This window comes from Actinomycetospora sp., assembly GCF_036497245.1.
Lineage (GTDB): Bacteria > Actinomycetota > Actinomycetes > Mycobacteriales > Pseudonocardiaceae > Actinomycetospora.
Genome location: NZ_DASXJS010000279.1, coordinates 18,870 through 41,196, shown reverse-complemented (window position 1 = coordinate 41,196; position 22,327 = coordinate 18,870). Strand labels below are relative to the sequence as shown.

Sequence of the window (22,327 nt, the reverse complement as noted above, 5' to 3'; positions counted from 1 at the left end):
GCGGAGCCACTCGATCGTGACGAGACCGCCCCCGAACGGGTGCTCCGCCGGTGCGCCCGCACGGAGCAGCATGTTCCGTTGATCGTCGGGTTCCCGCGCGGACCCGGCCGACCGAGCGCCGGGCAGGCGCGCTGGGGGGTGGGGTGCGGTGCGGCTACTGGTCGTCGTCGTGGTCACGGTCGCACTGCTGATCGCGGCGGTGCCGTTCGCCGTGACGCAGGCTCCCCGCCTGCACTCGCCGCTGCTCGCCGCGGTGGCCTTCGGCGTCGCGGTGATCGCGCTGGTCGCCGGGTTCGCGCTGCTGGTCCGGGCGACGTCGCTGCGCCACCGGACGGGACCGCGGGCACTCGGTGCGGGACCGCGGGCACTCGGTGCGGGCCTGGTGGCCCACCCGGCCGTGGGCCCCCGTCGCGAGGCCCTCCGGGCGCTGGTCGTGCCCGCCCCGCGGTCCGGCGCCGACCAGCCGGCAGGCGACGATGCGGAGACCGAGCCCCGCCGCCCCGGGCCCGACCGCATCCTGCTGGTCCCCGCCGCAGGTCGGATCACGGTGTCCACCGGCGCGTCCCTGACCGGCCCCCGCCACGCGCTCGTCGAGGAGGCGGGCGCCGCCGATCAGTCCCGCCAGGACCCCGACACGACGGGCCAGTCGCCTGCCGGTCCGTCCCACACCCACGCCCAGCAGAGCTCGGCGGACGCCCCCGACCCCGCCGTCGAGGAAGCGGCCTCGGCGCGCTCGGCCGCGTTCGCGTCGCGGTACACGGCGACCCGTTCGCGCCGGTAGTCCGGGCCCTCGTACGCGTCGAGCGCCGGGAGCGCCGAGACCGGGTCGGCGAGCTCCACCACGTGCCCCCGGGCGAGCGCGTCCCCGTCCCGGACGAGCGCGGGATAGCCCCGTCCGGTGTCGTACACCTGCCCGGCGGTGACGGCTGGCCACGACGTCCGAGCGGCCGGGGCGAGCCGCCACCACGCGGACGCCCCGGGCGCCAGGGTGCCGTAGACGAACACGCGGGCCGGCCAGCCGCGCGGGTCCGGGACGCCGTCCTCCACGACGGTGGCCGCCGCGGGCTCGATCTCGCCCGGGACGCCGTCGAGCGCCCGCGCGTCGTCCTGGGCCACGTCGCGGCAGCGGACGGGCGCGCCGTCCACGAGCAGCGGCGCCCGGACCGGGTCGGCGGGCCAGTAGGCGAGCACCGGGTCGAGCCGGGCGCCGCGCTCGTCGGCGATCCGGGCGGCGCGGATCCAGGCGAGGGCGTAGCGCTGCCCGCGGCCCTCGCAGCGGTCGAGCACGCCGACCTGCTCCGCGGTGGCGAGCCAGACGTGGTGGGTCTCGGCGGCGGCCGGGACGACGGCGAGCGTGGCCGGGCGGGCGCCGTCACGGGCGCGCCACCCGGCCGCCCAGACCGCCGCCACCCCGGACACCTCGGCCCGCAGCGCCACCACGGGACCGCGCAGGCCCAGCTCGTGGCGCAGCCAGGTGATCTTCGAGGGACAGCGGTTGGAGCCGAACGCGAGCACCGGGACCCGTTCAGCCAGCGGTGGCGCGCCGTGCGCCGCGAGCCACGTGTCGATCGGGGTGCCGGAGACGTCCCAGCCGCCGCGCGCCCCCGCGTCGGGTCGGAACCGGTGGGTGAGGGCGTCGAGGTGCACGAACGAGAAACCCGGCGCGACCCCGGGATAGGGGTCGGCCGGGTACTCGCTGTCGGCGTGCTGCGTCTCCCGCGTGCTCAGTAGCCCCGCTCGCGGTACTCCTCGAGGCGCGGGGCCTCGTCACCGATCGTCGTGATGTCGCCGTGCCCGGTGCGCACGATGGTGTCACCGGGCAGCGTGAACAGCTTGTTCCGCAGCGTCTCGATGATCACGTCGAAGTCGGAGTACGACGGGCCCGTGGCCCCCGGGCCGCCGCTGAACAGCGTGTCGCCGGCGAACAGCGTGCCCAGGTCCGGGGCGTAGAAGCACGTCGACCCCGGCGAGTGCCCCGGCGTCGCGATCGCCCGCAGCGTCACCCCGCCGACGGTGAACGTCTCGCCGTCGGAGAGCGTCCCGTCCGGCTCGCGGTCGGGATAGGTGAGGTTCCAGACCACCTTGTCGTCGGGGTTGAGCAGGATCGGCGCCTCGAACGCCTGGGCGATCGCCGGCGCGGCGTTCACGTGGTCGTTGTGCGAGTGGGTGCACAGGATCGCCGTGACGTCGCGGTCGCCGACCGCCTTCTTGATGGCGTCCGCGTCGTGCGGCGCATCGATGAGCACGACCTCGGACGAGTCGCCGATGATCCAGACGTTGTTGTCCACGTCGAACGACTTGCCGTCGATCTGGAACTGCCCGGACGTCGACAGGTACTCGACGCCCTCACCGACCTGCTCGGCGCTCACAGGATCACCACCGAACGCAGCACGTCACCGTGGTGCATCTTGTCGAAGGACTGCTCGACCTCGTCGAGCGAGATCCGCTCGGTGACGAACTTGTCGAGTGGGAAGCGACCCTGCAGCGCGAGGTCGACCAGCATCGGGAAGTCGCGGCTCGGCAGGCAGTCGCCGTACCAGGACGAGCTCAACGACCCGCCGTGCGAGAAGAACGGCTGGAAGTCGGTCTCCAGCTTCATGTCCGGCGACGGGACCCCGACCAGCACGAGCCGGCCGGCGAGGTCGCGGGCCTCGAAGGCCTGCTTCCAGGTGGCCGGGATGCCGACGGCGTCGATGACGACGTCGGCGCCGAAGCCGCCGGTGAGGTCACGGATGCCCTGCACCGGGTCGGTGTTCTTGGCGTTGACGGTGTGGGTGGCGCCGAAGCCCTTGGCCCACTCCAGCTTCCGGTCCTCGGTGTCGACCGCGATGATCGTCGTCGCGCCGGCCAGGGCCGCGCCCGCGATCGCCGCGTCGCCGACGCCGCCGCAACCGATCACCGCGACGGTCTCGCCGCGCGCGACCTTGGCGGTGTTGATGGCGGCGCCGGTGCCCGCCATGACGCCGCAGCCGATGAGACCGGCCTGCGCGGCGTCGATGTCCGGGTTCACCTTCGTGCACTGCCCGGAGTGCACCAGGGTCTTCTCGGCGAACGCGCCGATGCCCAGGGCCGGCTTGAGCTCCTCACCGGTGTCCTTGAGCGTCATCGGCTGCGCGGCGTTGTGGGTGTCGAAGCAGAGGTGGTGCTTGCCCATGCGGCAGGCGCGGCAGACCCCGCACACGGCACGCCAGTTGAGGATGACGAAATCGCCGACCTCGAGGCCCGTCACGCCCTCGCCGAGCGCCTCGACCTTCCCGGCGGCCTCGTGGCCGAGCAGGAACGGGTAGGCGTCCTCGATGTTGCCCTCGCGGTAGTGCAGGTCGGTGTGGCAGACCCCGCACGCCTGGATCGCGACGACCGCCTCGCCCGGCCCCGGGTCGGGAATCACGATCGTCTCGACGGTGACCGGCTTGCCCTTCTCCCGGGACACCACTCCCCGGACCTCCTGCGGCATCTTCGCCCTCCCAGACGTGTCACGGCTCATACGTTCATGCGCAGGGTGCCACGTGAGGCCCGTCTCACGCGCGGTCCCCGCCTCGACCGTCCGGGTCGAGACAGCACGCGAGCGGCCACCCGGGGGTGACCGCTCGCGTGGAGGTCCGGGAATCAGACGTGCAGGATCAGGCCCGAGCCCTGGCCGCCGCCGCCGCACAGACCCGCCGCACCGATGCCACCGCCACGGCGCCGCAGCTCGTGGACCAGGTGGATCGCGATCCGGGCGCCGGACATGCCGACCGGGTGGCCCAGCGAGATCGCGCCGCCGTCGGGGTTCACGCGCTCCGGGTCGACGCCCAGCTCGGTGGTCGACTGCAGCGCGACCGCCGCGAACGCCTCGTTGAGCTCGAGCATCTCGAGCTGCTTGGCCTCGAGGCCCTCGCGGCCCAGGGCCTTGAGGATCGCGTTCGACGGCTGCGAGAGCAGTGAGTTGTCCGGGCCGGCGACCCAGCCGTGGTGCCCGATGCGGGCGAGGACCTCGAGCCCGAGCTCCTTCGCCTTCTTCTCCGACATGACGACCGCGGCCGCGGCACCGTCGGAGATCTGCGAGGAGGAGCCCGCGGTGATGGCGCCCTCCTTGTCGAAGGCCGGGCGCAGCTTGCCGAGGCCCTCGGCGGTGGTGTCGCCGCGCACGCCCTCGTCCTCGGTGACGACCAGCGGGTCGCCCTTGCGCTGCGGCACCGACACCGGCGCGAGCTCGGCGTCGAACCGGCCGTTCTTGGCCGCGTCGGCCGCGCGCTGGTGCGACGAGGCGGAGAACTCGTCCATCGCCTGGCGGCTCAGGCCGATCGCCTTCGAGAAGCGCTCGGTGGAGGCGCCCATCGACTCCTGGTCGAAGACGTCGGTGAGGGCATCGAACTCGGTGGCGTCGAGGATCGTGCCGCCGCCGTACTTGTAGCCGCGGCGGGCCCTGGGCAGCAGGTAGGGCGCCTCGGTCATCGACTCCATGCCACCGGCGACGACGACGTCGTAGTCCCCGGCCTGGACCATCTGGTCGGCGATCGCGATCGCGTCCAGGCCCGAGAGACAGACCTTGTTCAGCGTGAACGACGGCACCGACATCGGGAGGCCCGCGTCGGTGCCCGCCTTGCGGGCCGGGTTCTGCCCCGCTCCGGCCTGGATGACCTGGCCCATGATCAGGTACTCGACCTGGTCGCCGGAGAGCCCGGCCTGCTCGAGGGCCTTGGCGATCGCGGTGCTGCCGAGCTGCTGCGCGGAGATCCCGGCGTACGCGCCGGAGAGCTTGCCGATCGGCGTGCGGGCGCCGGAGACGATGACGGAGCCGGGCATGACTTCCTCCTGGGCGATACGGGTTCTCGAACGTGGCACGACGGCGGGCCGTGCTCGATCAGGCGGGCCGGTCCTCGGCCCCGCTGCGCGTCCCGGGGACGCACCAGGGTCCCGAACCTACCTGCGCGACCGCGCCCGCTTAAGGGCTCGCGCCGGGTCCCGTCCTGCACGACAGGTCACGAGGATCGGTTCAGATCCCTTGCACTCACGCCGCGCTCGACGCGGCGACCCCCGAGAAGCGGGCGACCTCGGACATGAGCGGGGGCCACTCGTGGCGCAGCGCCTGGTTCCCCATGAACAGCCCGAGGTGGCCGCCGGGCGCGGTCCGGGTCCACACCCGGTCCGCCGGGGTCGACACGCCGTCCGCGGCGCGGAACACCTGCACCGGGGGCGTGATGTGGTCGGTGGCGCCGCCGAGCAGGAACAGCGGGCAGTCCAGCGCGGCGAGGTCGACGCGCTCGCCCCCGACCACCAGGTCGCCGGTGATCAGCTCGTTGCCGGCGAAGAGGTGCTCGACGAGCCAGAGGTAGAACGCGCCGGGCACGTCCTGCGTGTGCTTGAACCAGTCCTCGAACGTCTGGTAGCGCGCCACCGCGGCCGGGTCGTCGAGGTGGCGCAGCAGGTCGACGTGCTTGGCGATCTCGGCGTCCGGGCTCATCGCGATGAAGCCGTTCAGCACGAACTGCCCGGGCATGTTGCCCCGGCCCATGGCCACCATCGCGCGGTAGGGCATCGTCCCGAAGCGGCGGGACAGCACCCGCGACGACGCGCCGATGGCGGTGTCACCGGCATGGAAGTCGATCGGGGCACCGGCCAGGGTCAGGGTGTTGATGCGGTCCGGGTGCAGCGCCGCGTAGATCGCCGAGAGCCATCCGCCCTGGCAGTCGCCCACGAGGTTCACCGAGGTGTGCCCGGTGCCCGCGGTCGCGCTGTCCACCGCGCGGTCGACGATCGCGACGTAGTCCTCGACCGTCGTGTCCTTGGTCGCCCGGGTCGCGCCCACCCAGTCCAGGGTGAAGGCCCGGGTCAGCCCGGCCTGGCGGATCACCTGCATCTGGGACTGCGTGGGCGCGAAGTCGACGATGCAGGAGTCGTGCCCGGCCTGCGGCGGCAGCACGAGGGTGGGCACCACGTCGTCGGTGGCGCCGGCGGTGAAGTCGCGCAGCCGCGCGACCGGCGACTCCCAGACGATCGTGTGCTCGGTCGACCACGACGGGTGCCGACGCCCGAGGACGTGGCGCCACCAACGGGCGGCGTCCCAGACGTTGCGGTGCGGGGTGGCGGCCTGGGCGAGCGCGCGGGTGGTCACATAGGCGCTGCCCTCGGTGAGGGCGGTCGTCGCCTTCAGCAGCGTCTCGCCGCGGAAGGAGCGCAGGTAGGCCGCCGGGTCCACCGGGTCCAGGGTCGGCGCGTCCGGGGCACCGGGCAGGTCCTGCTCGGGGGCCTCGTGGGGAGCGTGTGCCGTCGTCATGGGGTCCCTCCTCGCGCAGCGCGGGGGCTGCGGGCCCCGGGAGCCCAGGAGCGGGCCCCGGCGACGCCGCCGGCTGCTCGGTCGACCGTAGGTCTGCTCGACATAGTTCGCAACGGCGTCGATGACTCCGGACGGAGGGGGCCGGACGGGCCGTATGGAGGGGATCGAGTCACGGATGTGTCGCGGATCGCCGGATCGGGTGTGACCCCGGACACGGACGGGCACGTCGATTCTCGCGCCGCGTCGCGGACGGGCGGGCGTACGCGAGCGAGGGGAGCCCGGGCGATGGCCGACATGACCGGACAGGTGGCAGTGGTGACGGGCGGCGCCCGCGGGATCGGCAAGGCGATCTCCGAGCGGCTCGCGAACCGGGGGGTGAAGGTCGCGGTCGGCTACTCCAGCGACCGCGAGACCGCCGCGGAGCTCGCCGAGAAGTACCCAGGGATGAGCATCCACCAGGGCAACATCGGGTCGCGCGAGGACTGCGAGCGCGTGGTGCAGGAGGTCTACGACCAGCACGGGCGCATCGACATCCTGGTCAACAATGCGGGCATCACGGCCGACAAGATGATGCACAAGATGGAGGTCGACGACTGGGACAAGGTCATCCAGGTCAACCTCTCCGGCACGTTCTACATGTCCCACCTCGTCTTCACGCAGATGCGGGAGCGCGGCAACGGCCGGATCGTCTCGATCTCCTCGGTGATCGGCGAGCGCGGGAACGCCGGGCAGGCGAACTACGCCGCCACGAAGTCCGGCCTGTTCGGGCTGACGATGTCGCTGGCCTCGGAGGGCGCGAAGAAGGGGATCACGGCGAACTGCGTCGCGCCGGGCTACATCGAGACCGACATGGTCGCCGGGGTGCCGCAGAAGGCCATCGACGCGATCGTCGCCCAGGTCCCGGCCGGCCGGCTCGGCCAGCCCGACGAGGTGGCCCGGGTCGTCGAGTTCCTCGCCGACCCGGAGTCGTCCTACATCACCGGGCAGGTCTACTCGGTGAACGGCGGCCTCTACATGTGAGGCCGGTCCCGGCGGGCCGGGCCCGTCAGGACAACCGCGCGGTCAGCTCGTCGCAGATCTCGAGGAGGGCCTCGCCCGCCGCCCGGCACATCCCGGGGAAGCAGATGAAGCCGTGCACCGCGCGGGCGTGGTCGGTGTGCCGGGTGGAGACCCCCGCGTCGCGCAGACGGTGGGCGTAGGCCACGCCGTCGTCGTGCAGCGGGTCCACCTTGGCCGTGATCACCAGGGCAGGCGGCAGGTCCCGGTGGTCCGGGGCGAGCAGCGGGGAGCAGAACGGGTCGCCGGGATCGCCGTCCTCGCCGAGATAGTTGGTGCGGAAGACGTCCATGTCGGCCCGGGTGAGCATCGGCCCGCGCTCGAACGCCGTCGTCGAGGGGGCGTGGAAGGTGAGGTCGACGACGGGGTAGAGCAGGACCTGCGCGTCGATGACGGGCCCGGCCTCGCGGGCGAGCAGGCACACCACCGCGGCGAGGTTGCCGCCCGCGCTGTCACCCATGACGGCGATGCGGTCGGCCCGGCCGCCCAGGGCGTCGGCGTGGCGCACCACCCAGCACAGCGCGGCGTACCCGTCGTCGCGCCCCGCCGGGTAGGGGTGCTCGGGGGCGAGGCGGTAGTCCACGGAGACGACGAGGGCGCCGACCCGGGCCGCGACGTGGGCGCACAGCCAGTCGGACTGGTCGAGATTGCCCAGGGACCCTCCGCCGCCGTGGTAGTTGACCACGATCGGCAGGCCGTCCTCGGGCCGGCGCCCGGGGGGCAGCGGCCCGTGCGGCCGGTAGAGCCGCAGCGTCAGCGGGCCCCCGTCCGCGGCGATGCGCAGGTCGGTGAGCGAGACGTCCGGCGGCATCGGGCCGAAGACCCGCGAGGTGACCATGTTGTGGGTCATCCGCCTGCCGCGGGCCCGGGCGAGGTCCTCGGCGCTCATGCGGCTGATCGCGATGAGGCCCGCCCGGTCGGTGATCCAACTGAACAGGCGCGTGCGGACGTCGATCTCGACGGGCCCCGCCGGGGGGCCGTCGACCTGGTGCGCGGCGGTGCGTGCCGCCGGACGCAGCGTCGGACCCGGCATCACGCCTCCTCTCGGACGTCCGTTCGCTCCCGGTCCGAACGAGACCGTCCTGACGGGACCCGTTCGGCGGTGGACCAGAGTGCCATTACTCCGATCGTGGCCGTGCGCCCGATCATGACGTGCGCCGGCTCACGAGACCAGCACATCCGGACGCCACGATCGTGGGCGCTCGGTGATCGGTCGTCGATGTCCATTCGCCCGAGAGGGTGGCGGCATGTCGGCGGGAGGACACGCCGTGACCGGTCGACGAGCGGGTCGCGGCGTGATCCACACCGCGACGGGCGGCCCCCCGGAGAGCGGGAGTGCTAATCTCGCCGCGAACGAAGGGGAGTAGCTCCCAACGCCGCGGTCGACACACTGATCGCCGCCCCGGTCCGCCGGGGTGGGCCATCCGGTCGCGGCGGCCACCGGTTCCCGGTGGCGGGCGAGACCTTCGGTGCCGATCCGTTGAACACACGGGTCGGGCCGGAGACGTCCCTGCGCCCTCCGGTCCGCCCGGGGGACGAGAGGACCTTCGTGGGCATCTTCCTGGCTGCACTGGCCGTCAGCTTCGCCGTGATCTTCGTGGCGGAGCTCGGCGACAAGTCGCAGCTGATGGCCCTCACCTTCGCGACGCGCTACCGGGCGCTGCCGGTGCTGAGCGGCATCACGGTCGCGACGGCCGTGGTGCACGCGGTCTCCGTCGGGGTCGGCTACCTGCTCGGCGCCTCGCTGCCCACGTTCTGGATCAACCTCGCGGCCGCGGTCGCGTTCCTCGGCTTCGGGCTGTGGACGCTGCGCGGAGACGTGCTGACCTCCGACGAGCAGCACAAGGCGCGGCGCTCCGGCGGCTCGGCGGTCCTCGCGGCGTCGGTGGCGTTCTTCCTCGCCGAGCTCGGCGACAAGACGATGCTCGCCACGATCACCCTCGCCACCCAGTACGACGGCTGGGGCGGCGTCGTCGGGGTCTGGGCCGGCTCGACGGTCGGCATGGTCATCGCCGACGGGCTGGCGATCGCGGCGGGCCGGCTGCTCGGCCGCAGCCTGCCCGAGAAGCTGATCCGGGTCGGGGCCGCGGTGCTCTTCTTCGCCTTCGGCGCGTGGCTCGCGGTGGAGGCGTTCCTCTAGGACGAGCTCGCGAGCGTGGCCGCCGCGTCCCGGTCGGAGGCGATGACGACGTCGTCGTAGTAGACGGTGCCGTCGTCGCCGATGTCGGAGGACCGGTAGAGCCCGGTCTTGAGGTAAGACACCTCGTCGGGGTAGAGCGTCCCGCCGCGCGGCCGGTAGTCCGAGACCACCTGCTTGCCGTTCATCGAGACGTCGACCGCGCCCTCGTCGGGGTCGGAGGAGAAGTGCACGCGCATGACCAGGTCGGTGCGTGCCCCGGCCTTCGCCGGCCCGATGACGCGCTGCCAGTGCTTGCCGATCTGCTCGCCGCCCTCCAGGACGAACGTGCCGTCGTGGACCTGGATCGACAGCGGCGGGCTGCCGTCGCCCGAGTTCTTCCACTGCGCGACGACCTGCCAGTCCGAGGTGTCCACGGGGAAGTCGCGGTCCAGGTACAGCGCGAACCCGAACCACTTCTCGTCGCCCTCGCGGAAGCTCCGGTAGGCCGGTTCGAGCTCCGAGCGGGTGCCGCCGCCGGGGACGGTGTATTCCACCGCGGCCCGGCCGGGCACGTCGGGGCTCTGCACCGCCTTCGGGTCGTCGGCGTCCTCGGTGTTCCACGGCGTGCTGCGGTAGGTGTCGAGCACCGAGGCGGCGTCGGTCCCCGACCGCCACAGGACGCCGTCGCCGGTGGGGCCCGACGACGACCCGCTTCCCGACGACGACCGGCCGCCGGTCGAGCACGCGGCCAGCAGCAGGGCGGTCACGACCGCCACGACCACGGCGAGCACCCGGGGCGCCCGGGATCGGACCATCACCGGATCGAGACTACGGAGCCGCCGGTGAGCGCCGGGTCGGCCCGGGAGCTTCAGGCGGGGCCGGAGAGCCGCAGGCGCACCGAGCGCTCGACGAGGATCGGCAGGAAGGTGCGGATGCGGGCGCCGCCGAGCCGCTCCCACGCCTCCGCGACGGCGCCCCGCACCGTGTCCGGTGCCACGCCGTGCTCGACGTAGCGGGCGACCAGTCGTTCCTCGGTCTCGGTGCGCAGCGCGACGTCGTTGTCGTGGGCAGCGGTGGTGGTCGAGCCCTCGGTCATGCACGACATTCAACGACCTCGGTCGATCGCGCACCAGAGATTCGTCGAGGACTTCACAGTCGGCGGACGTGGACCCCCGCCTCGGCCAGCCCGTCGTCGCGCACCGGGGGCGGCAGCAGGGCGGCGTCGACCGGGCCCGCGGCGGCGAGCGCGGCCCCGACCGGGTAGGCGAGCGCGGTGTCGGGCATGTCCCCCTCGTCACCGGAGAGCAGGACCGAGACGCCCGCCGGGTCGGCGGCCGGGGCGGGCTCGAGCCCGAGTCGGCGCAGCGCCTGGCCGGCCACCGCGCGCGAGCTGTCGTAGAGCCGGACCCCGGGCAGGGCGGCCGCGATGGCGTCGGAGACCAGCGGGTAGTGCGTGCAGCCCAGGACGATGCCGTGCGTGCCGCCCGGGGTGCGGGACGCCCCGACGCCGACGGCGGCCGCGACCGCGCCCGGCTCGGCGGCCTCGACCGCGGCGGCCAGCCCGGGGCACGGCACGGCGGTGGCCTGCCCGGGCGCGGCGAAGAGGGCGACCAGGTCGGCCTGGTACGCGCTGGCGCTCGTCCCCTCGGTCGCCCAGATCCCGAAGGGCTCGCCGGAGGCCGCGGCCGGCTTCACGGCGGGGACGGTCCCGACGACGGGCCGGCCGGGTTCCAGCTCGGCCCGCAGCGGCACCAGCGCGGTGACGCTCGCGGTGTTGCAGGGGACCACGACGACGTCGGCGCCCCGGGCCACGGCGAGCCGCGCGGCCCGCAGCACCCGCTCGACGATCCACTCGGCGGGGCGTGGGCCCCACGGCATCCCCGCCGGGTCCATGAGCAGATCCAGGTGGGCGTCCGGGCGCAGCTGGCGCAGCCAGCCGGCGGTCGGGAGCATGCCGAGCCCGGAGTCGATCAGCGCGATCCGTGTCCCGCTCCCAGGCACGGCGCGAGCGTACCCGGGCCCGTGGCGGCGGAGCTCAGACCATCGCGGCGCTGCCGACGTCCGGGTGGGCCCGGAAGAACTCGACCATCGGGCCGACGTGCTCGGCGAACGACGGACAGGCCACCCCGACCTCGGCGAGGAGGGACGTGGTCGCCGTCGTGTCGTAGAGCGTCGGGTGGGTGAGGTACTCCAGCGTGCTCGAGGGCACCTTGAAGAGCCGCCCGACGCCGGGCACGTGGTCGATGCCGAAGGCGGCCAGGCCGGTCGACATCGGCACGGCCCGCAGCCGCCTGCCCGCCTGCTCGGCGAACGCCTCGCACATCCGCGTCACCGACGGCGGGTCGGGCTGGGCGAGCGCGACGGTGCGGCCCCGTGCGCCGTCGTACCCGGCGAGCGCCGCGATCGCGTCCACGACGAAGTCCGAGGGCACCAGGTTGAACACGACCCGCTCGGCGCCGCGCGGCAGCGGCATCAACGCGGTGCCGCGCTGGCGCAGCAGCAGCTGCAGGACGTAGTAGGGGCCGTCGAACTTCGCGGTCCGGCCGGTGACCGAGTCGCCCACCACCACCGACGGCCGGTAGATCGTCACCGGGAGCCCGGCGTCCCGGGCCTTCGCGACGACCCGTTCGGCCTCGTGCTTGGTGTGGTCGTAGTGGTTCGCGAAACCCTGGCCGAGCTCGAGGTCGTCCTCGAAGAAGAGTCCGTCGTAGCGGCCGGAGACGTAGCAGGTGCTGACGTACTGGAGGCGTCGCAGCCCGGCACCCCCGGCGGCGGCCCGCGCGAGGTCCACGACGTGGCGGGTGCCGTCGACGTTGACCCGCCACGCGATCTCGGCCGCGACCGACAGGTCGTACACCGCGGCGAGATGGAAGATCTCCAGAGGGCCGTCGAGCAGTCGCGCCCGGACGGCGTCGTCGAGCCCGAGGCCCGGCGTCGTGATGTCCCCGACGACGAGATCGGTGCGCCCCGCGATCGTCGGGTCGTCCCGCTCGATCTCGGTGAGCGCCTCCCGGGCCCGTCCCAGCCAGCGCCGCTGCACGAGCGCGATGGCCCGGGCGTCCGGCTCGCGGCGCAGCGTGCGCGGCAGCAGGGACGAGCCCAGGAAGCCCGGGAACCCGGTGAACAGCACGGCACTCACGCGGAACGCGCCTCCTCCTCGGTCGGATCGTCGAGCTCTCCGGTCGCCGTGAGTCGCAGCACAGCAGGGCCGAGAGGCGCCCAGAGGGTGTCATCACGGACGCCGCGGGGCATCTTGCGCCGCAGGAGCGACGGCGGGGCCCCCGTCGGTGTGTGATGTGGGCGTCGTGCGACGCAAACGGGACGGGAGGTCTCCGATGGCCGCGGAACGGATCGTCGTGGTCGGTGCGGGGTTCGCCGGCCTGGAGTGCGTGAAGCACCTGGAGAGCACGCTGCGCACCGAGATCGACCAGGGTGAGGTCGAGGTCGTCGTGGTCAGCCCGAACGACTACATGCTCTACCTCCCGCTGCTGCCGCAGGTCGCGTCGGGCGTGATCACGACCCAGGCGGTGACGGTGTCGCTGCCGCGGGCGATCAAGCGCGCCCACCGGCTGCCCGGCAGCGTCGTCGGGGTCGACCTGGAGCGCTCCACCTGCATCGTCCGCAAGATCTCCGGGGACGTCGTGGACCTGCCCTACGACCGCCTCGTGCTGGCGCCGGGCAGCGTCACCCGCAAGTTCGACATCCCGGGGCTCGACGAGCACGCGCTCGGGATGAAGAACCTCGCCGAGGCCGCCTACCTGCGCGATCACGTCATCTCCCAGCTCGAGCTCGCCAACGCCTCCACCGACGACGCCGAGCGCGCCGCGCGCTGCCAGTTCGTGGTGGTCGGCGGGGGTTACGCGGGCACCGAGACGGCCGCCTGCCTGCAGCTGCTCACCGAGTCGGCCCTCAAGCGCTTCCCCCGGCTGGACCCCGGCCTGGTCCGCTGGACGCTCGTCGACATCGCGCCGCGGCTCATGCCCGAACTGGGGCAGCGCCTGGGCGAGCAGGCCCTGGACCTGCTCCGCCGCCGCGGGATCGAGATCAAGCTCGAGACCGGGGTCGAGGAGGTCACCGACCAGGAGGTGACCCTCACCGACGGAACCGTCCTCCCGACCCGCACGCTCGTGTGGACGGCCGGGGTGACGTCGAGCCCGTTGGTCAAGAACCTCGGTGCCGACCTCGTCCGGGGGCGGCTGAAGGTCGGCGCGGATCTGCGCGTGCCCGGGCACGACCGGGTGTTCGCGCTCGGTGACTGCGCGGCGGTCCCCGACCTCACCCAGGACGACGCCGACGCGATCTGCCCGCCGACCGCCCAGCACGCCTCGCGCATGGCGTCCACGGCCGCCGAGAACGTCGTCGCCTCGCTGCACGGCGGGCGGCTGCGCGACTACAAGCATCACGACCTGGGCCTCGTCGTCGACCTCGGCGGCACCCAGGCGGTGGCGCACCCGCTCGGGATCCAGCTGACCGGCGCCCTGGCGCAGGTCGTGACCCGTGGCTACCACGTGTTCGCGCTGCCGCTCACGCGTACGCGGCTGCGGGTGATCGCGAACTGGGTGCTGCACCTGTTCGGCGGGGACGAGTTCATCCGGATCGGGTTCCTGTCCGGGCGCAAGGGCACCGTCGAGGACTTCGAGAGCGCCGACGCCTACCTGTCGGCCGAGGAGATCCGCGACCGCGCGCGAACCTCCTGACCCGGCGCCGTCGCTAGCCTGGCGGGATGCCCCGCCTCGACGACGTCGTCGCGCCCGACGGCACCCGGATCCGCTGGTGGGACAACGGGTGCGCGGACGATTCCAGCCCTCCCGTGGTGATCTCGAACGGGCTCGGCGCCAGCCCCGCGGCCTGGCCGTTCCTGGGCGGTGACGGGCATCCGGGCCCGGGGACGCCGCGGGCGGTGACGTGGCACCACCGGGGCCTGGGCGGCTCCGAACGGCCCGCCGACCCGGACCGGATCCGGATCGCCGACCACGTCGACGACATGCTCGCGGTGATGGACGCGGCCGGGATCGAACGGGCCACGGTCGTCGGGTGGTCGGTCGGCGTGGCGGTGGCGTTCGAGGCCGCGCGCCGGGCACCGGGGCGGATCGCGTCGCTGCTCGTGCTCGGCGGGGTGGCGGGCGGCGGGTTCCGCGGCGGCCCGTCGTGGACCCCCGAGGTGCTCTCGCGTGGGGTGGCCAGGGCGAGCGCGTGGTCGCTGCGGGTGGTCGGGCCCCCGGTGGCGGGGTTGATCTCGCTGCTGCCGCGGGGGCTCGACGCGTCCGGGGTGGCGTCCTGGACGCCCGGGCCGTTGCAGACCCTCGCCGAGGTCGCCCGGGAGTTCTCCCACCACGACTGGACCTGGTTCTCCCGGATGGTGCTCGCGGCGGGGGAGGAGCCGCCGATCCCCGTCGAGGAGGTCCGTGTGCCGGTCACCGTGGTGGCGGGCGAGTTCGACACGATGGCGCCGGTCGAGGAGATGGTGGCGCTCGCCGACCACGTCCGGGGCGCGCGCCTCGTCCGGCTGCCGGGCACCCACTTCCTGCCGCTGCAGTTCCCGGAGCTGCTCCACGACGAGCTGGAGGCGTTGCGCTCACATCGCTGAGGCGCAGTACCGCAGGGCCAGTTCGTAGCCGAGCACCCCCGCGCCGGCGATCACGGCGGTCGCGATCGGTGACACGTACGAGTGGTGTCGGAACGGCTCCCGGGCGTGCACGTTCGAGATGTGGACCTCGACCACCGGCACCGGGAGCGTCGCGAGCGCGTCGCGCAGGGCCACCGAGGTGTGGGTGTATCCGCCCGGGTTGATCACGACGGCGTCGAAGTCCGTCATGGCTTCCTGCACGGCGTCGATGAGCACGCCCTCGTGGTTGCTCTGGCGCGGGTCGACCTGCAGCCCCAGCTCAGCCCCCAGTTCCCGGCAGCGCGCGTCGACGTCGGCGAGCGTCGTCGTGCCGTAGACCCCGGGCTCGCGTCGCCCGAGCAGGTTGAGGTTGGGTCCGTGCAGCAGGAGCACCCGACACGGCCGTTCAGCATCACGATTTTGCGACATCGGGTCTCCACTCCATCACGTAGCGATAACAACAGGGGTGTTATTCGAGGGTCAAGGTCTCGCCCGGGGACGCCGATAGAAGGACAGCGCCCACCGTGGGCCGCCAGCCAATCAGTCGGTCCCGACCCCGATCGGGACCGCCACCGGGAAGTGGAGTCTGAATGAGGACGGTTCTGATCTGCGACGACCGGCGCAGTGTCCGCGAAGGTCTGACCCGCGTCATGTCGGCCGTGCCCGGCGTGCAGCGCATCGACTGCGTGGCCACCGCCGAGGACCTGCTCGCCCGCTACGCGCGCCAGCCCGTCGACGTCGTCTTCGTCGGCACCCAGCGCGCGGTCAGCTCGGGCGCGGAGGCCACCCGCCGCCTCGTCGCCGCCCACCACCAGGCGAACGTCATCGTCTTCGGGGCTCCCGACGACGCGGGCAGCATCGCCTCCGCCATCGCGGGCGGGGCCCGCGGCTACCTGCGCTGGGACGCCTCGCGACCCGAGCTCGTGGCCGCCCTCGCCAGCACCACCATGGGGGACGTCTTCCCGGCCCAGCGCTCCGCCTCGGAGCCGGGCGCGGGCATCAACCTCACCGAGCGCGAGATGCAGGTCCTGCGCGGGATGAGCCAGGGCAAGAGCAACGGGCAGATCGGGCGCGAGCTCTACCTGTCCGAGGACACCGTCAAGACCCACGCGCGCCGCTTGTTCCGCAAGCTCTCGGCGTCGGACCGCGCGCAGGCGGTGGCCCAGGGCTTCCGCTGCGGTCTCGTCAGCTGAGCCGCGGACCGGGGACCGGGCCGGGACGACCCGCCGAGTCGGAGGCGGCGGAGTCGGACGAGGGTCGGGTCGACGGTGGGACGGTTCCGACGTCACATCGCCGGGAGCGGCGCGGGGGCGCGGCCGGCCGGGGAAGGCCGGTCGTGTCCCCTGCGGGGCAGCGCTCCTGAGCGGCTACATCGGGCCGACGGTGGACGCGATGCGATCGTCGCGGATCTCGGTGCGCGCCCGGCGGTGCACGCCGAAGCGGTGCCGGATGCCGTCCGGGCCGGCGAGCCAGCCCTGGTAGGCGTCGAGCCGATGGTCCTGGCGTCCGCCGTCGTCGTCCACGACGGTGACGAGGTAGCGGTTGTCGCGTTCGAAGCTGTAGCGCGGGGCCGAGCGTGCCGTGGCGGTCATCGCCACCGATCGTACGGCCACTGATGAGTCACGGGCGGTGATCGATCGGTCACGATCGACGTCTACGGTTCCCCCGTGCGCCGACTCCTGGTGACGCTGTTCACCACGTTGACCCTGCTGGGCCTCGGCGCCTCGGTGGCCTCCGCAGCTCCTGCCCCGCCCGGCACGCCCAGCGCGTCGGGTGACGCGTTCTACGAGCCACCGGCCACGTTGCCGGCCGGCAACGGCGACGTCATCCGCGCGGAGCCCTTCGCCGCGCCGCTGCCCGCGAGCGCCACGCGGATCCTCTACCGCAGCACCGACACCGCCGGTCGGGCGACCGCGGTCTCGGGCACCGTCCTCGTCCCGTTCGCGCCGGCGCCGGGTCCCCGCAAGCTGATCTCCTACGCCGTCGGCACCCAGGGCATCGCCGACCGCTGCGCCCCCTCGCGGCAGTTCGCCGCGGGCACCGAGTACGAGTCGGCGTTCGTCTCGACCCTGCTCTCGCGTGGGTACGCGGTCGTCGTCACCGACTATCAGGGCCTCGGCACCCCCGGCACGCACACCTACGTCAACCGGGCCGCCGAAGGACACGCCGTCCTCGACGCCGTGCGGGCCGCCCGTGATCTGGGCAGTGCCCCCGACGGCGGGCCCACCGCGATCGCCGGCTACTCCCAGGGCGGCGGCGCGTCGGCGGCTGCCGCCGAGTTCGCGCCGTCCTACGCCCCCGACGTCGCACGTACCCTCGTCGGCGCCTACGCCGGGGCCGTGCCCGCCGACCTCGCCGCGACCGGCGCCGCCCTCGACGGCACGCCCTCGGCGGGCCTCATCGGCTACGCGCTCAACGGCTTCGACGCCGCATACCCCGACCTGCACGTCGCGGACCAGCTCAATGCGGCCGGGAAGCGCTTCCTGGCCGAGACGCGTGAGCAGTGCGTCGGCGACACCGCCGCCCGCTACCCGGGCGTGCGCTCGTCGACGCTGACCAGCCAGGGGCAGACCCTCGCGCAGATCCTCGCGACCGAGCCCTTCCGCAGCCGGGTCGGCGAGCAGCGCATCGGCACGACCGCGCCGCAGGTCCCGATGTTCGTGGCGCACTCGGTCGCCGACGACATCGTCCCCTTCGACCAGGACGCGGCCATGGTCCGGAGCTGGTGCGCCAAGGGCGCGAAGGTCCAGTTCGTGCCGCTCCCGGTGCCCACGCACGTCGCGGGTGCGGCGGCCGCCTTCCCCGGTGCGGTGGCGTTCCTCGACGCGCGCTTCGCGGGCCGGCAGACGCCGTCGAGCTGCTGAGACCTCCGGGGAACGAGTGAGTGGCGCCCTGCGCTCGTCAGGTGACAGGAATGGACCAGTGCTGACGTGGGAGCCGGTCACCTCCTGACCGCCTCCCGCGCGAGGATGGCCGAGTGCTCGAGACGTCCGCGCGCCTGCTCCGCCTGCTCTCGCTGCTGCAGACCCGGCCCGAGTGGTCCGGCCCGGAGCTCGCGGAGCGTCTCGAGGTGTCGGTGCGCACGGTGCGCCGCGACGTCGACAAGCTGCGCGGCCTCGACTACCCGGTCGAGGTCGATCTCGGCCCGACCGGCGGATACCGCCTCGGTGCCGGCGCCGCGCTGCCCCCGCTGCTGCTCGACGACGAGGAGGCGGTCGCGGTCGCGGTGACCCTGCAGACGGCCGCGGGCTCCGGCGGGGTCGGCGTCGAGGGACTGGGCGAGGCGGCGGTCCGGGCGCTGGTCAAGCTGGAGCGGATCCTCCCGAGCCGGCTCCGACGACGGGTCGCGGCCGTGCCGGTGTCGACGGTGATGCCGCTGCGCGCGATGCCCACGGTCGATCCGGTGGCGCTCGTCGCGGTCGGCGCGGCGTGCCGTGACCGCCGTGTCCTCGACCTCGACTACACCGCCCACGACGGTGCCGTGACCCGACGACGGGTCGAACCGCACCACCTCGTCTCCTGGGGCAGGCGCTGGTACCTGCTCGCCCACGACCTCGGCCGCGACGACTGGCGCACCCTGCGCCTCGACCGGCTGCGCCCCCGTGTCGGTCCGGACGGGCTGGCGACCGGGCCGCGGTTCGTCCCGCGCGAGGTGCCCGGGGGCGACCCGGCGGCCTACGTCGCCTCGAAGGTCGCCGACGTCCGCGCCTTCCGCTGCCGCGTGCGGGTGCTCGCCGCTCTCGACGTCGTGCGTGAGCGCCTCTGGACCGACCAGGCCCGCCTCGACGACCTCCACGACGGCACCTGCCGGCTGCACCTCGCGGCCGACCACGCCGAGGGAGCCGTGATCATGCTCGTCGGCCTGGGCCTGGAGTTCGACGTCGAGTCCCCGGACGCGCTCGCCGAGTCCCTGCGGACGCTCGCGACCCGCTGTCGGTCGGCGGCGGACGGCACTTCGGGGGGCAGGGTTGGCGCGTCCGCAGAGTTAGGCTAGGCTCACCTCATCGCGAGATCGACCACGGTCATCTCGCCGCGGTCTCGCCGCGCGGGTGTTGTGGTGGCGCCCGTGGTGGCGGCGCAAGAGGAGGGCGCCGGGCTCGAGGGACGAGCCCGGCGCCGTCCTCCCGATCGTACCTCGGGGTGTCGAGGGCGCCCGTCGACCGTGATCCGGACCGCCGGCTCAGGTCTCCCGCAACCCCGGCTCGCGGTCCGCGACCGTGAACCTCGCCGCCGTCCGTACCGGCGCGCCCGGCGTCGAGACCTGGTCCACGACCCGGACCGCCGCCTCCAGCCGGTCGGCCGAGAAGCGCGCGGTGACGTAGCCGCGGCGGGCGATGCCGTAGCGCAGGTGCGGGTTGCGGGCGAGCGCCCCGGCGACCTCGGGCGAGTGGTCGGAGCCGTCGCCCTCGGAGGTGATCGAGCTGGACACCAGCTCCGTCCCGACCACCGCCGACGTCGGGTCGTCGTGGTCCGCGCGGATGTCGGCGACGTAGTGGGTGTGGATGTCGCCGGAGAGCACGACCGCGTTCCGCACCCGCGCCTGCTGCCAGCTCGCGACGATGCGGTCGCGCTCGACGGGATAGCCGTCCCAGGCGTCCCCGTTGAACCCGCGTGGCGGGCCGGGCATGAGGTCGAGCTGGGAGAAGAAGACCTGCTGGCCCAGCACGTCCCAGCGGGCCCGCGAGCGGCGGAGGCCGTCGACGAGCCACTGCTCCTGGGCGCCGCCGGTGATGGTGCGCCGTGGATCGGTCCGCCGGGCGTCGTTCCCGACCTGGACGTCGCGGTACTGCCGGGTGTCGAGCATGTGCAGCGTGGCCGTCGCGCCCCACCCCAGGCGCCGGAAGCACCGGATCGCCGAGCCGCGCGGGCGCTGGGGGAGCCGGACCGGCATGTTCTCGTACCAGGCGCGGAACGCCGCGGCGCGACGCCCGGGGAGGTCCGGTCGCGGAGTCTCCGGGTGTCCACCGGCCCAGTTGTCCTGCACCTCGTGGTCGTCGAACACGCTCACCCACGGGGCCGCCGCGTGGGCGGCCTGCAGGTCGGCGTCCGCGTGGTGCAGGGCGTACCGGTGCCGGTACCGCTCGACGGTGGTCGCCTCCGGGCCGCCGTAGCTGCGCGGGTTGCCGGACTTCGCGCGGTACGTGCCCGCCGCCTCCTCGTAGAGGTAGTCGCCGAGGAAGAGGACGAGGTCGGGGCGCTCCTCGGCCATGTGCCGGTAGGCGGTGAAGTAGCCGTGCTCGTAGTTCGCGCACGACGCCACCGCGATGTCGAGGGGGGCGAGCGCGTCCGCAGGCGGGGCCGTCCGCGTCGTCCCGGCGCGCGAGATCCGACCCAGCGCCCCGAACCGGTAGAAGAACGTCCCGCCCGCCGGCAGGCCCTGGACCTCGACGTGGACGGCGTACCCGTCCTGCGGTCCGGTGCGGGTCCGTCCGGACGCGCGGACCCGGCTGAAGCGCTCGTCGTCGGCGACCTGCCAGTCGACGTCCACGGCCCGCTCGGTCATGCCGCCGTTCGTCGCCCTCGGGTCGCGGGCGAGGCGGGTCCAGAGGACGACGCCGTCCGGGACCGGATCCCCGGAGGCGACGCCGAGGGTGAAGACGTCGCGGCGCGAGGCTGCGGCCCGAGCCGTCCCCGCGTTGCCGACGGGCGCGGCCGCCACACTGCTGACGGTGGCGGCCGTGAGGCCCGCCGCGCCTCCGAGGAGGACGGCGCGACGACTCACGGCGGACGACGACGGCGTCGGCACGCGCACTCCCCGGGGTGGACGGCGCGTCGATCATGGCGGGCCCGGGCCCCGAAAGGGTGACCAGGGGTCGACCGGCGGCCGAGCATCCGGTGTCGGCAGGACCAATCGGCGCTTCGGAACCGTCCGGTCACTCGCCCTTGACGTTGACGATCTGACGCAGCGTGTGCCGGACCTCCACGAGGTCGGCGGCGTCCGCCATGACGATGTCCACGTCCTTGTAGGCCGCCGGGATCTCGTCCAGGAACGCCTCGGTGTCCCGGTACTCGATCCCGGCCATCGCCTCCCGTAGCTGCTCGACGGTGAAGGTCTTCCGGGCCTTCGACCGCGAATACGCCCGTCCCGCACCGTGCGGGGAACTGTGGAGGCTGGGGGCGAACCCCTTGCCGGTCACGACGTAGGACGCGGTTCCCATCGAGCCGGGGATGAGCCCGGGCCGGCCCTCCTCCGCGTTGATGGCGCCCTTGCGGGAGACCCATACCTTCCGGCCGAAGTGGGTCTCCTGCTCGGTGTAGTTGTGGTGGCAGTTGACCCTCTCCTGCTCGTCGACGGGCTCACCGACGAACTCACCGACCTGGCGCACCACCCGGTCCATCATCTCGTCGCGGTTGAGCAGCGCGAAGTGCTGGGCCCACCGCAGCTCGCGGATGTAGCACCAGAACTCGTCGGTGCCCTCGACGAGGTAGGCGAGGTCCGGGTCGGGCAGCTCGATCCACCAGCGGCCCATCGCCTCGTGGGCGACCTTGATGTGCCGCTGCGCGATCTTGTTGCCCACGCCCCGCGAGCCCGAGTGCAGGAACAGCCACACCCGGTCCAGCTCGTCGACCGTGACCTCGATGAAGTGGTTGCCGCTCCCGAGGCTCCCGAGCTGGGACTCCCAGTTCCTGGCGTACGACGTCGGGTCGAACCGCGCCTTGTCGGCGAGCTTCGCCAGCTCCTCGATCCGCGGCTCGGCGGTCGCGACCACCGTGTTGTTGTAGCGGCCGGCCGAGAGCGGAATCGCCCGCTCGATGGCCTCCCGGAGCGGGGCCAGGGAGCCCTTCGCGATCAGGTGATCACGAGTGAACCGGGTCCGGACCGCGGCCATCCCGCAGCCGATGTCCACGCCCACCGCGGCCGGGATGATCGCCCGCTGGGTCGGGATGACCGAGCCGACGGTGGCGCCACGACCGAGGTGCGCATCGGGCATCAGTGCGATGTGCGGAAAGACGAACGGCATCGTGGAGGCGCGCTCGGCCTGCTCGCGGGCGTTCGGGTCCAGAAGCGATGCCCAGTTCAGAAGTCGCTTGCTGATCTGCTCCACGATGTGTCATCTCCTCTCGTCGGCTCGGTGCCGGCAACGAGGAACGGTAGTCAGGCAAGGAGAGCGGCACCCCTCATTTTCGGCGACATCCTCCTCGGTTCGTCACCGGGAGAAGAAAGCGATGGGATCGCATTCGGCCGTTCACTCGAGTCCGAGGCGTCCTCGACCCCGCCTCGGACCAGGGGATCCGAGGTCTTGACGGGGTACTTGCTTTTTGCAAGTCTTACGTCGCTCGCCCAGTAGAT

21 protein-coding genes are annotated in these 22,327 nt (G+C 73.3%); 7 read left to right on the top strand and 14 right to left on the bottom strand.

The window, feature by feature from the left end; translation table 11 throughout:
• Positions 1–612: 612 nt before the first annotated feature.
• The 5 genes from VGI02_RS28285 to VGI02_RS28265 all read right to left on the bottom strand — a co-directional run bounded on the left by VGI02_RS28285 (position 613) and on the right by VGI02_RS28265 (position 6,256).
• Positions 613–1,647, bottom strand: a complete 1,035-nt coding sequence (locus VGI02_RS28285; RefSeq protein WP_331633281.1) for a gamma-glutamylcyclotransferase family protein — start codon at positions 1,645–1,647, stop codon at positions 613–615.
• A gap of 77 nt (positions 1,648–1,724) precedes the next feature.
• Positions 1,725–2,369 (bottom strand): MBL fold metallo-hydrolase, encoded by a 645-nt coding sequence (locus VGI02_RS28280; RefSeq protein ID WP_331633279.1) that lies wholly within the window; start codon positions 2,367–2,369, stop codon positions 1,725–1,727.
• Complete coding sequence (locus VGI02_RS28275) at positions 2,366–3,454, bottom strand: S-(hydroxymethyl)mycothiol dehydrogenase (RefSeq protein ID WP_331633277.1); 1,089 nt, start codon at positions 3,452–3,454, stop codon at positions 2,366–2,368. The genes VGI02_RS28280 and VGI02_RS28275 overlap by 4 nt, the downstream gene beginning before the upstream one ends.
• 152 nt (positions 3,455–3,606) lie before the next feature.
• The gene (locus VGI02_RS28270; RefSeq protein ID WP_331633275.1) at positions 3,607–4,785 is read right to left on the bottom strand and encodes an acetyl-CoA C-acetyltransferase; all 1,179 of its coding nucleotides are present in this window, start codon (positions 4,783–4,785) and stop codon (positions 3,607–3,609) included.
• Positions 4,786–4,990: 205 nt separating this feature from the next.
• Complete coding sequence (locus tag VGI02_RS28265) at positions 4,991–6,256, bottom strand: alpha/beta fold hydrolase (protein ID WP_331633273.1); 1,266 nt, start codon at positions 6,254–6,256, stop codon at positions 4,991–4,993.
• Between the two features lie 285 nt (positions 6,257–6,541).
• Here VGI02_RS28265 and VGI02_RS28260 point away from each other — a divergent pair, with 285 nt between their 5' ends.
• A complete protein-coding gene (locus VGI02_RS28260; protein WP_331633271.1) occupies positions 6,542–7,276 on the top strand; it encodes a beta-ketoacyl-ACP reductase in 735 nt (244 codons plus the stop codon).
• A gap of 25 nt (positions 7,277–7,301) precedes the next feature.
• Here the strand turns inward: VGI02_RS28260 and VGI02_RS28255 are convergent, their stop codons facing one another.
• Positions 7,302–8,345 (bottom strand): alpha/beta hydrolase, encoded by a 1,044-nt coding sequence (locus VGI02_RS28255; RefSeq protein WP_331633269.1) that lies wholly within the window; start codon positions 8,343–8,345, stop codon positions 7,302–7,304.
• A 516-nt stretch (positions 8,346–8,861) separates the two neighbouring features.
• On the opposite strand from VGI02_RS28255, the gene VGI02_RS28250 reads away from it, so the two are divergent.
• Positions 8,862–9,452, top strand: coding sequence for a TMEM165/GDT1 family protein (locus VGI02_RS28250; protein ID WP_331633267.1), 591 nt, complete (start codon positions 8,862–8,864; stop codon positions 9,450–9,452).
• On the opposite strand, the gene VGI02_RS28245 is transcribed toward VGI02_RS28250, so the two are convergent.
• From VGI02_RS28245 to VGI02_RS28230, 4 genes are read right to left on the bottom strand one after another with little or no spacing between them, the layout of a single operon-like run.
• Positions 9,449–10,246, bottom strand: coding sequence for a polysaccharide lyase family 20 protein (locus tag VGI02_RS28245; protein ID WP_331633335.1), 798 nt, complete (start codon positions 10,244–10,246; stop codon positions 9,449–9,451). The genes VGI02_RS28250 and VGI02_RS28245 overlap by 4 nt on opposite strands.
• Positions 10,247–10,299: 53 nt before the next feature.
• On the bottom strand, positions 10,300–10,527 hold the full coding sequence (locus VGI02_RS28240; RefSeq protein ID WP_331633264.1) for a three-helix bundle dimerization domain-containing protein: 228 nt from the start codon (positions 10,525–10,527) through the stop codon (positions 10,300–10,302).
• A gap of 53 nt (positions 10,528–10,580) precedes the next feature.
• A complete protein-coding gene (locus tag VGI02_RS28235; RefSeq protein WP_331633261.1) occupies positions 10,581–11,432 on the bottom strand; it encodes a glutamate racemase in 852 nt (283 codons plus the stop codon).
• A gap of 34 nt (positions 11,433–11,466) precedes the next feature.
• Positions 11,467–12,570 (bottom strand): SDR family oxidoreductase, encoded by a 1,104-nt coding sequence (locus VGI02_RS28230; RefSeq protein WP_331633259.1) that lies wholly within the window; start codon positions 12,568–12,570, stop codon positions 11,467–11,469.
• A gap of 196 nt (positions 12,571–12,766) precedes the next feature.
• Between VGI02_RS28230 and VGI02_RS28225 the strand changes: the two genes are divergently transcribed.
• Together VGI02_RS28225 and VGI02_RS28220 are read left to right on the top strand one after the other, a co-directional pair.
• Positions 12,767–14,128 (top strand): NAD(P)/FAD-dependent oxidoreductase, encoded by a 1,362-nt coding sequence (locus VGI02_RS28225; protein WP_331633257.1) that lies wholly within the window; start codon positions 12,767–12,769, stop codon positions 14,126–14,128.
• A gap of 26 nt (positions 14,129–14,154) precedes the next feature.
• A complete protein-coding gene (locus VGI02_RS28220; protein WP_331633255.1) occupies positions 14,155–15,018 on the top strand; it encodes an alpha/beta fold hydrolase in 864 nt (287 codons plus the stop codon).
• Here VGI02_RS28220 and aroQ read toward each other — a convergent pair.
• A complete protein-coding gene (gene aroQ, locus VGI02_RS28215; protein ID WP_331633253.1) occupies positions 15,007–15,465 on the bottom strand; it encodes a type II 3-dehydroquinate dehydratase in 459 nt (152 codons plus the stop codon). The genes VGI02_RS28220 and aroQ overlap by 12 nt on opposite strands.
• A gap of 161 nt (positions 15,466–15,626) precedes the next feature.
• On the opposite strand from aroQ, the gene VGI02_RS28210 reads away from it, so the two are divergent.
• Entirely contained in the window at positions 15,627–16,229 is a 603-nt protein-coding gene (locus VGI02_RS28210; protein WP_230729948.1) for a response regulator transcription factor, read from the top strand.
• 174 nt (positions 16,230–16,403) lie between these two features.
• Here the strand turns inward: VGI02_RS28210 and VGI02_RS28205 are convergent, their stop codons facing one another.
• Entirely contained in the window at positions 16,404–16,628 is a 225-nt protein-coding gene (locus tag VGI02_RS28205; RefSeq protein WP_331633251.1) for a hypothetical protein, read from the bottom strand.
• A 75-nt stretch (positions 16,629–16,703) separates the two neighbouring features.
• On the opposite strand from VGI02_RS28205, the gene VGI02_RS28200 reads away from it, so the two are divergent.
• Positions 16,704–17,900 (top strand): lipase family protein, encoded by a 1,197-nt coding sequence (locus tag VGI02_RS28200; RefSeq protein ID WP_331633249.1) that lies wholly within the window; start codon positions 16,704–16,706, stop codon positions 17,898–17,900.
• A gap of 113 nt (positions 17,901–18,013) precedes the next feature.
• Positions 18,014–19,030, top strand: coding sequence for a helix-turn-helix transcriptional regulator (locus VGI02_RS28195; protein ID WP_331633247.1), 1,017 nt, complete (start codon positions 18,014–18,016; stop codon positions 19,028–19,030).
• 186 nt (positions 19,031–19,216) lie between these two features.
• Here VGI02_RS28195 and VGI02_RS28190 read toward each other — a convergent pair whose 3' ends face one another.
• Both VGI02_RS28190 and VGI02_RS28185 read right to left on the bottom strand, forming a co-directional pair.
• A complete protein-coding gene (locus VGI02_RS28190; RefSeq protein WP_331633245.1) occupies positions 19,217–20,695 on the bottom strand; it encodes an alkaline phosphatase D family protein in 1,479 nt (492 codons plus the stop codon).
• A gap of 214 nt (positions 20,696–20,909) precedes the next feature.
• Entirely contained in the window at positions 20,910–22,082 is a 1,173-nt protein-coding gene (locus VGI02_RS28185; RefSeq protein ID WP_331633243.1) for an RtcB family protein, read from the bottom strand.
• Positions 22,083–22,327: the final 245 nt, after the last annotated feature.